This window comes from Halomonas sp. KHS3 (assembly GCF_000830495.1).
Lineage (GTDB): Bacteria > Pseudomonadota > Gammaproteobacteria > Pseudomonadales > Halomonadaceae > Vreelandella > Vreelandella titanicae.
Map to the genome: position 1 here is coordinate 27,490 of NZ_JWHY01000006.1, position 14,233 is coordinate 41,722.

The following is a 14,233-nucleotide window of genomic DNA, read 5'->3' on the forward strand; positions in this document are numbered from 1 at the left end:
TCTCCCGACAGTTGACAAGACTACGACTAAAAGATGAAAATACAATCAAGAATGAGTGTTAGTCGCAAATAAGACTCCTCTTGTTTCCTTCGCTTCACACTTGGAATCACCTTTATAATGCCCGCCTCTTCGCCACTTATTGCGCCGTTGGCATCCAGCTATCGGCGCTTTATCGTTCTCCGTTTGCTGATTGTCGCGGGTTTAGCCATCGCCTTGGTCATCTCCCTGCTGGCTGATATCGCCAGTGGCCCTGCACATATCCCAATGGCTGATTTAATCGCGCTGTTGTTTGATGCCCATGCTCAAGGCCCGATTCAGCAGGCCATTGTCTGGGAGATCCGCATGCCTGCAGCGCTAATGGCGGTACTGGTAGGCGCCACCCTGGGCCTGGCCGGTGCGGAAATGCAAACGGTGCTGAATAACCCCCTGGCCAGTCCGTTTACCCTCGGTGTGGGCGCAGCGGCCACCCTCGGCGCATCGCTGGTGATTGTCTTCAACTTTTCCCTGTTTGGCTTGAATGCCCACTACGCCACCGCCTTGATGGCGTTTGTGTTTGCGGCTGCATCGATTTTGACCATCAATGCGCTGTCGCGCCTCTACGGGGCCAGTCGTGAGATTATCGTTCTGTTTGGTATTGCGCTGGTCTTTGTACTCAATGCACTGGTTGCACTTTTGCAGCTCATCGCCAGTCCCGATGCGTTACAGCAATTAGTGTTCTGGACGATGGGTAGCCTGTCCCGTGCCTCCTGGGAGACGGTGGGCATCGTGGCAGCAGTACTGGCAGTGTGCTTGCCCTTCTCACTGCGCAGCGCCTGGGCGATGACGGCACTGCGCTCGGGTGATGAGCACGCACGCAGCTTCGGCATTGCGGTTGAACGCCTGCGGCTTATCTCGCTACTGCGGGTGAGTTTACTTGCCGCTGCGGCGGTCGCGTTTGTGGGCACTATCGGCTTTATAGGGTTAGTCGGCCCACATATGGCCCGGCTGGCGCTGGGTGAAGATCACCGCTTTTACTTACCGGGCAGCGCCCTGGCCGGGGCGTTAGTGCTTTCGCTTGCCTCTATCGCCAGTAAAACGCTGGTCGATGGGTTGGTGCTTCCCGTGGGTCTGGTGACCTCGCTGGTGGGTATCCCCTTCTTTATGGCATTGATCATGATGCAGGGGCGAGCACGATGAAGGCAGGTTTTACGCTCAGCAACTTCACGACCGGTTATCGCAAACGGCGCGTCTTCGACCAGCTAAGCCTGCCCACACTACCACCCGGTTCGCTGGTCGCGGTGCTGGGGCCCAATGCGGTGGGTAAATCGACCCTGTTAAAAGCAGTCGCTGGCCTACAGCCTTCCAGCGGGCAAATGCAGCTCAACGATATCGACCTCGCCAGCCTCAGCGGCGCAGCGCGGATGCGCCATGTGGGCTATTTGCCGCAAATGCTCCCTCAGGCCACCACGTTAGTCGCTTATGAAGCGGTGCTTAGCGCCTGCCGAGCGGTGCGCCCCGATTTAAGCCGCGCGGCGATTGAGGCATTGATTGAGCGAGTGTTCGATGCGCTGGCCATTCGACCGCTAGCCTTACGCCCGCTAAGCGAACTCTCCGGCGGTCAGCGCCAGATGGTGGGTCTGGCCCAGGCGATTGCCCGTCAACCGGCGCTGTTACTGCTGGATGAGCCCACCAGTGCGCTGGATTTGCGTTGGCAGCTGGCACTGATCGATACCGTGCGCACAGTGATTGCGGAACGGCAGTCGGTCTGCCTGATGGCTATCCACGATATCAATCTGGCCCTGCGCTTCTGCGACCAAGTGCTGCTGTTTGGCAACGGTGGTCTGCTGGCTGCCGGCGACCCTCACACGGTGATTACCCCCGACGTACTGCACGCCGCCTACGGAGTCGAGTCACGGGTCGAGCAATGCTCGTTGGGGCGGCCAATTGTGCTTAGCGATCGCGTCAGTGAGCAAACTGCGCACTCCATTTAGCGACGTCAATCCAGGATAACCCAATGCGCCACCTGGCTATCAATCTGTTGTGTTGGATCAGTCTGTTAAGCACTACCGCTTGTTGGGCAGCCGGTTCACAGGCGGGCTTTCCCAAACAACTTACCGATCTCGCCGGGCGCCAGGTAACGCTTTCAGCACCGCCATCACGGCTATTTCTTACCCAGCCGCGCCAGCTCTATGCGCTAGCCAGCTTACTGGATAACCCGACCGAACACTTGGCGGGCTGGGTCTATCCGTTGGCCGTGTTCGACCCTTCCATGGCCCAGCGTTTTACTACCCAGTGGCCCGCGCTTGCCCAGCTGCCCACGCTTTCACACGCACCAACCCCCCAGCTCGATAGCGAAGCGCTACTGAATCTGGCTCCGGATCTGGTGCTGTTTGATCTCTCACGTGCCAGCAGCGTTGAAGGCTCCCCTTTGACGCAGCTACTCGACGAGTTGGGCATTGCCTACCTGTTTATCGACTTTAACCGCCACCCGTTGGAAAACACGCCCAAAAGCCTGGCTCTTTTAGGCGAGGCATTGAACGCGACGCCACGGGCCAACCGTATGATCTCTCTGATTGAACAGCGCTTGGCGCGTATCGACCAGGGTTTGGCAGAGCTGAGGTTGACAGAACATCCCACTGAACCGCCCAGGGTACTGATCAATGTCGCCCCTGGAGTAAAAGTTGACTGCTGCCGTACCAATTTAAGAAACGGGCTGGCCGACCTGGTCGCACGGGCAGGCGGCGAGAATATCGCCGATGCATTAACCCCCAGCGCTTCGGCGACGCTAAGCAACGAATGGGTACTGAGCCACCCGCCCGACGTCATTATCAATACCGCGGGGCAGTGGGCCGCGGGGGATGGCATCAGCGTGGGGCTTGGGGTTAGCGATGCAGAGATTGCCCAAGACCTGCGCTCGCTTAGTCAAGAACTGCCCGGCTGGCAACATCTCGACGCCGTTCAGCAAGGGCAACTCTATGCGCTTTGGCACGGCTTCCACCAAGGCCCCTTCGCCATCGTGGCACTGGAGCGTATTGCCCAGTGGTTGCACCCCGCGCTTTTTAGTGACCTCGACCCGGCCGCCACCTTCGACGCCCTGCTCCCCACCACGCCAGAGCTAAGCCGCGAGGGCCACTTCTGGGGTGCCCTCAGCGCTCAATAACGCTTGCTCATTCCACCCACTGACGACCAAAAGGATCAATACCACCCATGTTCCGCTCACGAACCATTGCGCTGTTTTCGCCGCTGCTGCTTCTGAATCCGCTGCCCTATGCCTATGCTCAACAAACCGATGAGACCGTTTCAGAAACAGTTTCAGAAACACTGATCGTCACCTCAGATCGCCTCACTGACGTGGCCCCGCAGAGCTATCGTGCCCAGCGCTCCAGCTTGGCCAGCAAACAGCCGGTATCGTTTCTGGAAGAAGCCCGCACCGTAGAGACGGTCACCGCCCAGGTGATGGCCGATCATAATATCGACAGCCTCACCGAGGCGATGGCGATGGTCGCAGGGGTCACCGAAGGCAACAATATGGGTGGCACCGAAGACGGCTTTATCAAACGCGGTTTCGGCAGCAACAGCGATGGTTCGACGTTGATCGACGGCATTCGCCAGCCCCGGGGCACCTTCTCCATGGCGACGGTAGACCATGTAGAAGTACTCAAGGGGCCAGCCTCACTCTTTCAAGGCCAGCAGGATCCTGGCGGGGTAATCAATTTGGTGACCAAACGCCCTGAGTACGAGTGGCAGCGCGAAATCAGCGCCGAAGCCACCTCCTTGGGCGGCGGCAATGCCAGCGTCGATGTCACTGGCCCGCTTGCCGATACCGGCCTGGCGTTCCGCTTTATCGTCCACCATGAAGATGAAGACTCCTTTCGAGCCTTCGGTAACAATCGACGCACTATCGTTGCCCCCTCGCTACGCTGGGAAGGCAGCGACAGTCGCGCGCAGATCTCCTATGAGTATCGCGACTACGACCTGGACCTGGATCGCGGCACGGTGATTGTCGACGGTGAGCCCGCCAAGGTACCCAATGACCGCCGTTTCGATGAACCCTGGTCGCGGGTATTTGGTCACGACGAAGCGGTCACCGCCTGGTGGGAGCAGGATATCAACGACGACTGGTCGACAAGATTGACCTACGGCTGGAACCGCCGCCAGTACAGCGATGGCCAACCGCGGGTATTGCGTGTGAATGAAGACACCGGCGCACTAACCCGCCGTGCAGACGCCAACTACGGCTTTGACCGCCGTGTGCAATACACCGCCTGGGATACCACCGGTACCGCCACTCTGGCTGGCATGCGCCACGACCTGACTGTCGGGATTGATCACGAACGCCGCCGGGACTACGTGGGCGATGTGTATCGCGGTTCGGCGGTCACCGACCAGAATATTTATGATATGAGCTACGGCGGTCTTAATCTGGATAGCGATCGCCTTAACACCTCGCGAAGCAACCGCTTGGATGAGATTAATACGACCGGCGTTTATCTCAATGACCGCTGGCACTTCAACGACCGCTGGACGCTGGGACTAGGCGGGCGCTATACCCACTATGAGCAGTTTGGTGGCCGTGGCCGCCCCTTCGTGACCGCCACCGATATCAGCGACGATATTTTCCTACCGTCGGTCAGCTTGCTGCATCGTCTAACCCCTGAGACGTCCGTTTATGCCAGCTATAGCGAGGCCTTTGTGCCCAATGGCGCCGACAGTGATACGGGCAAGACGCTGGATCCTGAGCACAGTATGGGCAGCGAGATCGGCATCAAACACCTATGGAACGACCAGTTCTCGTTAGCCGCTGCGTTCTTTGATATCCGCAAGGAGAATGTGGCCGTCTCCGACAACGGCGTCACCCGCACGGTAGGCGAAGCGGGCTCCCGGGGTGTGGAGCTAACGGTTTCCGGCCAATTGACCGACCAGCTTTCACTGCTAGGCGCTTACGCCTATACCGATACCGAGGTGCTGAAAGATACCGAAGGCACCGAGGGTAACCGGCTAACCAACGCCGCACGCCACACCGCAAGTCTCTACTTGGCGCACGACCTGAATACCGGCCCAGAGCTGGGCAACTGGCGCCTGGGTGGCGGGGTACGCTACGTGGGTGAGCGCGAAGGCGACGCTGACAATAGTTTCCAGCTAGACGCCTACACCGTCGCCGATGCCTTTGTCGGCTGGGATACCCCCTGGCTGGGCGACAACCTGCACCTGCAGCTCAACGCCAAGAACCTGTTCGACACCACTTACCACTCCTCAAGCGGTGGCAGCACGCGGGTAGTGGTCGGCGACCCACTGGAAGTTAGCCTGCAGGCGTCGGTGAAGTTTTAAGAGTCAATTACTCGGCGTGATAGCTTGCTCTTAATTAATCTTTGTGACAACTTTTGTATATGAGAAAGATATCATAAACTTAACACTAGGAACGCGCCGATGAAATGTACCGCATGCCAGCAGGGAAACTTAGTCCCCAGCTTTCTGGATGCTCTTTTCCGTAGTCATACTTGCGACAATTGCGGCGGCAATTGGATCTTGATTGAAGATTACATTAGCTGGAAAGAACGTCATCCCGAACATGTGTTTGAGGATATTTGCGTTGAAAGCATTGAGGTGGAAGATACCGTAGGCGCACTTATTTGCCCAGTGACCGGCGGCATTATGAGCAAGTTTCGAATCGCCAAAGATAATGCTCATAGGATCGACTATAGCACGCGGGTAGGCGGCGTTTGGCTGAATAAAGGCGAGTGGGAAATGCTGGTCGCCGAAGGACTTGCGGGCAATCTGAACAGCATACTGACAGACACCTGGCAAAAGCGGATACGTCAGGAAAAAACCAGTGACACCTTTGAGCAGCTGTATCGCAGCAAGTTTGGTGATTCTGACTACCAAAAAGCCTGTGACGTGCGCGAGTGGCTGCATAGCCACTCTCAAAAAGCCGACTTACGCGCTTTCTTAATGGCAGAAAACCCTTACTCCGCTATTGAGTGAGTGCTTTAGGCAGGTGTTAGGTCGGGGATATTCATAATATGAAAGAGGATTACCTCGGTATCGAGGTAATCCCATCAAATGGTTATCGTCCCCAGCCTATCGCTTTATCAATAGCCTGAAAAAGCCAATGCATCGACTGATGATACACACCAGAACCGCCGGAACTCCGAAGACAAACAAAGATGCAAACAGCCATCCTAGAAATACAGAAGCGATGGCCTCGTGCTGGTAATCGCAGGAAGACATGTCGGTTGTGTACGCGCAGAACTCTCCTTGAGTATTATGATCAAGTGCTACGTAAACCATCAGTGATGCAATGATCAAGGCAAGAGCAATCGAAATCAGTAGGTATATCGCTTTGATCCGTTTTTTATTCACCTCCACCTTCCCATATATTGATAGATAAACGTGGAAGCGATTCGTCAGGCAACATTAACTATCCTCCGTTCTTACCTTCCCCCATTGACCAACCCCCTCCGCAATTAAGCTTAATTGACGCACCACTAGGGCACCGGTCTCTTCATTACCCCCAGTTAGTTGCCGACGTTGGAACTCACGCTTGATATCTGCCCAGCGCTGTTTTTCTTCCTCGCTCAAGGTGCCTCTAAGCTCTTTCAGCTTGAGTAGATTCTCTTCGGCACCCTGGGTGAGTAGTTGCGCTTCGCCGACATAGTGATCATTAATAATGGCTTCAAGCTCGTCGTCGCTAAGTATCGGCGACATCTTCTCCGACAACCGATTCATATTGCGGTAGCTGCCCTGTAGGCGGAACGGCGGCTCGGTGCGGTACTCGTCAGCCTGGGCGCTGGAGGCGATATACTGCTGATTAACACTCAGCACCACTTCACGTGCTTTAAACATATTCTTCAGCACCGACACGATCTCTTCGCGCTCTGCGGCGCTATAGTCGTGTTCAAAGTCGGTGCTCGGCACCTCCCGGCCCATGGCGATATCCACAAAGCGGTAGAAATCGTCCATGCCGCGTGTGGCCAAAGAGGCGAGCACCGTATTGGCACTCATGGCGTTCTCAATGTAGGAGAGCGCAAACACCTCCTCCATACCGCTTAATACATCGCCCAGGTTATAAACGTCAGCGCGGTTGGCCAGCATGTCGGGCACTTTGAACACGTCGCCGCTTTCGGTGTAGGGGTTACCCGCCATGGCGATACAGAAGCGCTTACCGCGCATATCGTAGGTCTTGGTACGCCCGTTCCAGATGCCGTCAACCCGACGGCTGCCGTCACATAGCGAGATAAACTTCTGCAAAAACTCCGGGTGAGTATGCTGAATATCATCCAGGTAGAGCATCACGTTGTTTCCCATCTCAAAGGCGAGGTTGAGCTTCATCAGCTCAGCCCGGGCGGTAGAGTGGGTAGCCGCGTCAGGATCCAGCGAGGTCACATCATGGCCAAGGCTGGGGCAGTTAATCTTCATAAAGATCAGCCCCAAGCGGTTCGCCACATACTCCATAAGCGTGGTTTTACCGTAGCCGGGCGGGGAGATCATCATCAGCAAACCGCTATTATCCGTTCGCCGCGTATCGCCTACCGTGCCCATCTGTTTAGCCAGGTTATCGCCAATAATGGGCAGGTAGCTTTCGGTAATCAGCTTATTGCGTACAAAGGAGTTGAGTGGCTTCGGCAGGTACTCTTCGAGCCGCAACCGCTCCCGCTGCTCGCGTATAATCAGCTGGCGACGCTCTTGTAACGCCGTCCAGTTGCTTATAACAACCTGCTCGTGGTGGCGCAGCCGCTCCTGAAAGTCGTCTAGCTGTAGGGTTAGCTGCTGCTGTTCCAGGCGCCCGTGCTGGCCCAGCAAGCCGGTAACCGTGAAGGCTAGCTCGACATTATGGGTGGCGGTGCTTAGCCGGTCAGCCGTGTTGAGCATGGCGATCGCTTCGGGAAGGTAGTGCAGCAATGCCTCTTGCTTGGCTTGCCCAGCGTGGGCCTGCAGCCAGTGGGAAGTGATCACCCAGCGGGCGCCGGGGTTACCCGCCACCACGGCCAGGGCCTCTTGGAAATGTGCGTAGTGCCCCTGCTGCTGCATGGAGGTGGTAAAGCTCTCTACCAGGCTGGCGGCGTACTGAGTGACCGGAAAACGTTCGCCTTCTTCAGCTAACTGACGTACCAGGAAATCAGCGGCGCTGCTTATCAAGCTAGACGAATCAGCCTGACCTGACACGCTAGCCAACTGCTGGGTCGTGACAAAGGCATCAAGCTGCGGCTGCACTTCTTGAATCAAAGCCCGTAGCAGATCCTCGTTATTCATAATGCGGCACAGAATGCCTGCCGAAAGACAGCGAGCGCGAAGGTTACGGGTCGCCTCTTCATCATGAATACGGTCGGCCCAGAAGAGCATTGCCAATGCCCGCGGCAGAGGTCCAAACCCAAGCAAACCAGCACTTTGGCGGGCTGGCCACAAGGTGCGTACGATCAGCGCAGCGTCGTGGTCGTGAATGCCTTTTTCGTAGCTTTCGCGGTAGCGCGGCGAGGCAAAATTGGCAATCTGACGCTGAAGCCCGCTGAAATCTTCCACATTAATCGGCTTAGCACCAGGTTTCGCCAACTCGTCCATAAAGCGATAAGCAAGATACTCGGCGCGATAGACCGCAGGGCTTTCCGAAGGCAGCAGCATACTCCAGTAGTCTTGCAGCTCGGTCAGCCGCTCATCCTCAAGCGGCTCGTAATACTGGGTGCCCGTCAGATGCAGCATGATGCGCTCTTGGCGAGGCACCAGGGTTAAGTCGAGATGCTGCTGGTTGACGCTGAAGCGGTGGCGTGGCCCCAGGCGAATAACATCACCACCGGATTCATAAATATCGGAACGGTCGCGCACGCTACGCATGGCGGCGTCTTGGGAGGAGCGCAGGCGTCCGGCGATATCGTCCGCCTCAAGATTGCCGCCCATATTGCGCAGCTCATCGATCATGCTGCGCACTTTGCCGACCATGGCATCCGCCGCGAAGAAGCTATGCAGCTCTTCGAGGGTTTCAAAGCGTTCCGTACGGCGCTCCACGTTGGCCAAAATCCGCTGACTGGCGTCCGTTAGAGTAGAGACGCGACGTTGACGCTCATCCTGCAGCTGCTGGCGGCGTGCTTCGATGCTCTCGTGGGCACTTTCACGCTGCTCAAGAATGGTGGTTAAAAATTCATCAAATTCGCCGAACTGACTCTCCAACTCCTGGAGTTGGTCAAGGATTCGCGTCATCAACTGGTCGCAGTCATCGGGTTCCCACAGTGCACCAACACCATTAGCCAGGCTCTGCTCAAACAGGCGAATCTGGGCTGCAAACTGTGCCTGAGCCTCTGCGCTCCCCTGCTCTCTTAAACGGATCTCCGCTTCGGAGCGCTGCTGATTAATCGAGGCGTAGATGCTGGAGATGTTCTCGGTAATCCGCGTCTGCTCAATAGCATCGCCGCCAGACATCGACGACAGCAGCCCTTGAATCATATCCAGGCCCGCGGTTAATTCGCGATAACGCTCCACGCACTCCGCCAGTTGCTGGCGATTCTCTGCCTCACCCACCTGCTCTTTCAACGTCGCCAGGGTTTCCCGGTAGCCGTCCAGCGCTTCTGGTTGAGCAAGAAAGCTGAAGGTCTGCTGGGTCAGCGCCTGTTCCGCTTTATCCAGCGCTTGCTCTAACGTTTGCAGGCGCTCTTCATCCAGGTAGCGGCGCTCACGCAACGCCATCAGTCGGCCACGATGGTCGCGTAAGTGCTTCAGGTAGGTAACAAATAGATCGGGGGTTTTCCAACTGCTGGGCTTTAACTCCCTAAGCAGCGTTGCCTGCTGTTTTTCAACCTCATCGAGCGCTTGGGCTGTCTGGGCACGAATCGCCTGGACTTTCTCATACTCATCGAGCATCAGTTCAGCGGTGTGCTTTAGCTGTTCAAGCGCGGCCTGAATCGTTTGAAAATCAGCCTCGCCAATCCAGTGGAACTGGTTCAGCGTGCGGTCAACCCGCCGGATGATGGCATTAAAGTGCCGCTCTGACGCCTGCTGCTCGTTAGCGAGCTGCACGATGCTATTGAGCTCGGCAATACCGCGTACCAGATCAGAGTTACCGATTCGGCCTAGTGGCGTGTCGTTACGTACCGCATCCTGGGCATGGAAGCGCTCCGACATAAAGGGCGTCGCCCATACCTGGATAGGATGAACCAGCGTAGGCTCGTCTTCAGCGTAAAAAATCGCTAGGTGACCGTTTTCAAGTATCGCCGCCCCGTGCCCCACCATGGGGGTATCGACCTGCTTGCGGATCAAGTTGTAGCGATAAAGCACCACCTGTCCGGTTTGCGGCGCGTAGAAAGTGTAGAGAACATCTTCGCCGTTTGGCGAGCGCACCATGCGCTTGAAGCGCAGGTCTTCCTCGGGTACTTCGTAGGTGGTCAACTCACCCGTATTTAAGTAGTAGCCTGAGGGAAAAATCAGGCCGTGGTTTTCCGGCAGCTCAACGACGGAGCCCGCCATGGCATCAACACGTTTAACGTGCTGCTCAGCACGGTTGAAAAGGTAGTAGCGCCACTGTTGCTCATTGAAGGGCAAAATACGAATCAGCACCACCGCACCAAGATCAGCATATTCAAAGCTGGCATCGTCCAGCGACTGGGAGTCTGACTCCACTGGGTCGCTAAAGACACCTTCGCCGCTGCTGGTGTTGTTCTCAATCTTGAAGGTAATGTGTCCGCGCAGGTTGTCCACGAAGACGGTATCAAGGATATTCAGATGGGGTGCGCGCCCCTGCTCCTGCATATCCCGGCCTGCGGTTTGCCAGGAGAAAGCAAAGCGGTCAGGAAAGATCAGGTCGCGCTCGCCGCGATTATCGATATAGCGGCTCACCTCACCGCTGGCGGCTAACTCCCAACGGAAGACGCGCAGGTCGCTTAGTTTTTCACCGATTTGAAAAGCAATTAGCAGCTTATTGTTAAGGGTGACCAGTTGAACCAGCGTGGCATGGCTGTAGTATTTCTGGAGTTCTTTGAAATCCTGAACAAAGCGGCTCTCGGTGAGGAAGCTATTCGCCATTGGCGCTTCACTTAACTCAAGCCCCTCCTCATCATCTTTGAGGTGGTAGAGCGCAAAAATATCACTCGCTTCCAGTTCTTTGCGTAACCCTAATTGAACATTAAAGCCAAACAGAATTTGCTCGCCAATGCGTACCATATCGCGAGCAATGGCGTTATTTTCGGTTCGAACACGGGCCCTACCCAAAAGCGCCATGCTACTGCTACCGAAAACGTCAGCGCGGGCGTCATTCAGTTTACCGATCGACGCGTCCAGTTCGCCGCCCTGGGTTCTTAACCGCCGCTGTATCGTCTCAAATGCGGTGCTTTCTCTGACGATATTTTCAACCGAAGAGTGCTCCTTCGACATAGTATTCATCCTGAAAAGTGCTCACTAGAAATAGCAAAGACCGCAATTGGCTGACAGTTGCGGTCTTAGGCTTTCACGAAAACTGCCTGGATAGTTCACCGACCGCTTGGCGCGACACTATCGGCAAAAGTAAGGCGGCTCTCCCCAAAGTGAGCCGCCCTGTCTTTAGGCAGTTTCGGAAGATTTGCCAGAACTCATGGCACGATTTGCCAAGCCCGCCAGGGTAGCTTGCAGTGCTGGTGATTTATCAAGCACGCCTTGAACCGCTTTACCGTAGCCTAGGCCAGCGGTGAGTTTTTCAAACACATCGCTGTCGCCACCAATCAGTTCAAACTTGGCATTGTGCATCGCGGCAGCCATTACCTTGCCATTTTCGAGCATACCGATGCGCTGAGCTTCGATTTGCGCCATGACTTCTTTTTCGTGAACCTCCAGGTTCATACGGAACTCTTCGAAGTGGCGAGCCTCTTCGGACATATTGTCGTAAGCGCGCAGCTTCTCGACCAAGCCATTCGCTTCAGCTTTGGCCATTGCTTCTCTGGACTGCGCTTTCGCAGTGCCCAGTTTTTCCTCGCCCATGGCCTCGGCTTCAAGGCGCTGTTCAAGAATACGCACTTCCGCCAGCCCGGCATCTTCGTCAGCTTTCGCATTGGCCGTTTTAACCTCGGCAAGGGCAAAGCCTTCACTGCGCTGGGCGTGAGCACGCGCTTCCAGCACTTGCGCTTCGGCCAGCCCGTCTGCGGCGGCAAGCGCTTGGTGACCGCGTGCCTGCTTCTCTTCTGCGGCGGATTTCTTTTCTGCCGCATCCAGATCGGCTTGGGCGCGAATAACGGCTTCCTCCGCTTCCAGCTTGGAGCGCTCGAAGACTGCTTCCGCGGCGCGCACCTCTTTGAGCTTGCGCTCTTCCGCTTCGGCTTGAGCAGCGGTCAAGCGAGTGACCTTCTGGCGCTCCGCCTCGGCGCGGTTGCGCACATCGTTAATATTCTCTTCTTCTTCCGCCACGCTGCGTTCAACCGCAATACGCTGGCTGGTAATGTCGGCAATCTCTTTGCGCTCTTCTTCCAGCGCTTTTTCCATACCGATTCGTTCAATTTCTACCGCACGTTCACGGGTCACATCCTCAAGCTCTTTCGCCTGACGAATGCGCACCTCTTCGATCTGTACCGCACGTTCGCGGGCCTTGGTGGCCATTTCGATCTGGCGCTGCTTGTTCTCTTCGGCAATCGCTAGCTCTTCGTCGGTTTTAATCCGCGCGGCTTCGCTTTTCGCACGCTCTTGCTGAAGCACCTGCTCGGCTTCGGACTGCTCACGAGACTGCAAGCTTTCGATTTCACGACGTTGGCGGGCTTCAGCATCGGCCTGAGTTCGCTCAAGCTCTAATGCAGCCTCGCGAGCCGATACATTCTTGCGCTGAATTTCCAGCTCTTGGTCGCGCTCCAGACGGTTGGTCTCAACATTGTGCCGGGCGGTAATCTCGGTGATGCATTTGATACCTTCTGAATCCAGGATGTTGTTCGGATCCAAAGAGCTTTTCGGCGTCTGCTCTAAATAATCAATGGCAACGTCTTCGAGAATATAGCCATTAAGATCCTGACCAATGGTCTCAACAATGGCGTCGCGGAACTGCTGGCGCTCTTCGAAGAGCTGCATGAAGTCCATCTTTTTACCGACGGTCTTCAATGCTTCGCTGAACTTGGCGTTAAATAACTCATTAACGGCATCACGGTCTGAGGCGCGGCCTACGCCAACGGATTTAGCAACGCGCAAGACGTCTTCGGCAGTGGCATTGACGCGTAAGTAAAATGCTACGCTAATGTCGGCACGCAAATTATCGCGGCAAATCAGCCCCTCTTTCCCGGTACGATTGAGCTCCAGGGTGATCACCGATACCTTCATGGTTTCGGAACGGTGAACAACGGGCAGCACCATAGCCCCGGTAAAGTAAACCTTGGGCGTTGCGGAAAGGTCATTGACGATTAATGCCTGGCCTTGATCTATTTTTCGATAAAAGGCTTTAAACAGTGCCAGTATTGCAAGCAGTGCAATAACAATCACACTGACACTAACCAGTAGTGGCATGATCCACGACAAATCCATCTTCATCTCCTGCACCAAGGCAATTAATCGGCTAAGCCGGCTTCAAAATCTTTTTCAGATATCACCCAGTACGCATCTTCAGTAAACAGGTACTGAATAATGATGGCGCGCTCACCGCGCACCAGCGCTGAGTCGCTTCGCACTTGCAAAATAAGATGGTCACCATCGATATGCGCATCGGCGCGGCCTTTCTCTTTTGTCACCTCTGCCGAGCGAACAGTGCATTGCTTACCTGTCAGACGTTGCTCAATAGGCAGGTGCTGAGCGGGGCGAAAAAGGGGCCGCAAAGGGCGAATCAGCAAGGACGTGACGATAGTGGCGACAACAAGCCCTAATATCAGCACGACGGCATTAAACACCCACAGCAACAGGCCTGGGTTTAGGTGGGTTCCTAACAACAGCATTGCGAAATAGCTAAACAGCCAGCCGGTTAATGCTAGCAGCGTAATCACTAGTGGCAGGGGAACGCCGTGTAAGCCCAGCGTTGCCAGTAAACCGCCCAATGCCAGCGAACCGCCTTCGCCAACATCACCCTCGACTACGTCGCTATCGACCAATCCCGATAGCGAAATTAACCAGTAAAGAACGGCAACACTTAGTAGCACCGTAAAGATGACGGTGGGAAAGCTGGTAATAATCGAAATAAATAGAGGCATGTGCCTGAAACCCAGTAAGGCTAAACACAAGCGCCATCAATAGTGAATGCCGCCATGAGGGATCGCCCCTTTTCATCTTGTTGAGAAAGGGCTCTTCTATAAAAAGTCGTATTAAGTCGATGCCATTTATTGCTCGGGACTTTAGCTCT

General features: G+C 55.6%; 8 protein-coding genes. 5 read left to right on the forward strand and 3 right to left on the reverse strand.

Annotated features, from left to right (window positions below; translation table 11 throughout):
- Positions 1-117 precede the first annotated feature (117 nt).
- The 5 genes from RO22_RS15045 (at position 118) to RO22_RS15065 (ending at position 5,961) form a co-directional block, all read left to right on the forward strand.
- Positions 118-1,176 (forward strand): FecCD family ABC transporter permease, encoded by a 1,059-nt coding sequence (locus tag RO22_RS15045; protein ID WP_009285902.1) that lies wholly within the window; start codon positions 118-120, stop codon positions 1,174-1,176.
- Positions 1,173-1,970, forward strand: a complete 798-nt coding sequence (locus tag RO22_RS15050) for an ABC transporter ATP-binding protein (protein WP_039857312.1) — start codon at positions 1,173-1,175, stop codon at positions 1,968-1,970. The genes RO22_RS15045 and RO22_RS15050 overlap by 4 nt, the downstream gene beginning before the upstream one ends.
- Before the next feature lie 23 nt (positions 1,971-1,993).
- A complete protein-coding gene (locus RO22_RS15055; protein ID WP_041158687.1) occupies positions 1,994-3,139 on the forward strand; it encodes an ABC transporter substrate-binding protein in 1,146 nt (381 codons plus the stop codon).
- 47 nt (positions 3,140-3,186) lie between these two features.
- Positions 3,187-5,307 (forward strand): TonB-dependent siderophore receptor, encoded by a 2,121-nt coding sequence (locus tag RO22_RS15060; RefSeq protein ID WP_041158688.1) that lies wholly within the window; start codon positions 3,187-3,189, stop codon positions 5,305-5,307.
- Between the two features lie 99 nt (positions 5,308-5,406).
- Positions 5,407-5,961 (forward strand): zf-TFIIB domain-containing protein, encoded by a 555-nt coding sequence (locus RO22_RS15065; protein ID WP_041158689.1) that lies wholly within the window; start codon positions 5,407-5,409, stop codon positions 5,959-5,961.
- Between the two features lie 432 nt (positions 5,962-6,393).
- On the opposite strand, the gene RO22_RS15075 is transcribed toward RO22_RS15065, so the two are convergent.
- The 3 genes from RO22_RS15075 to RO22_RS15085 form a co-directional block, all read right to left on the reverse strand.
- Positions 6,394-11,331, reverse strand: coding sequence for a DNA repair ATPase (locus RO22_RS15075; protein WP_041158691.1), 4,938 nt, complete (start codon positions 11,329-11,331; stop codon positions 6,394-6,396).
- Positions 11,332-11,496: 165 nt separating this feature from the next.
- On the reverse strand, positions 11,497-13,428 hold the full coding sequence (locus RO22_RS15080) for a hypothetical protein (protein WP_041158692.1): 1,932 nt from the start codon (positions 13,426-13,428) through the stop codon (positions 11,497-11,499).
- A gap of 23 nt (positions 13,429-13,451) precedes the next feature.
- A complete protein-coding gene (locus RO22_RS15085) occupies positions 13,452-14,084 on the reverse strand; it encodes a hypothetical protein (protein ID WP_041158693.1) in 633 nt (210 codons plus the stop codon).
- Positions 14,085-14,233 lie beyond the last annotated feature (149 nt).

Bases quoted from the DNA above. Each gene is read 5' to 3' on its own strand.
- RO22_RS15075 (WP_041158691.1), bottom strand. From the start codon at position 11,331: ATGTCGAAGGAGCACTCTTCGGTTGAAAATATCGTCAGAGAAAGCACC.
- RO22_RS15080 (WP_041158692.1), bottom strand. From the start codon at position 13,428: ATGGATTTGTCGTGGATCATGCCACTACTGGTTAGTGTCAGTGTGATT.
- RO22_RS15060 (WP_041158688.1), top strand. From the start codon at position 3,187: ATGTTCCGCTCACGAACCATTGCGCTGTTTTCGCCGCTGCTGCTTCTG.
- RO22_RS15045 (WP_009285902.1), top strand. From the start codon at position 118: ATGCCCGCCTCTTCGCCACTTATTGCGCCGTTGGCATCCAGCTATCGG.
- RO22_RS15065 (WP_041158689.1), top strand. From the start codon at position 5,407: ATGAAATGTACCGCATGCCAGCAGGGAAACTTAGTCCCCAGCTTTCTG.
- RO22_RS15085 (WP_041158693.1), bottom strand. From the start codon at position 14,084: ATGCCTCTATTTATTTCGATTATTACCAGCTTTCCCACCGTCATCTTT.
- RO22_RS15055 (WP_041158687.1), top strand. From the start codon at position 1,994: ATGCGCCACCTGGCTATCAATCTGTTGTGTTGGATCAGTCTGTTAAGC.
- RO22_RS15050 (WP_039857312.1), top strand. From the start codon at position 1,173: ATGAAGGCAGGTTTTACGCTCAGCAACTTCACGACCGGTTATCGCAAA.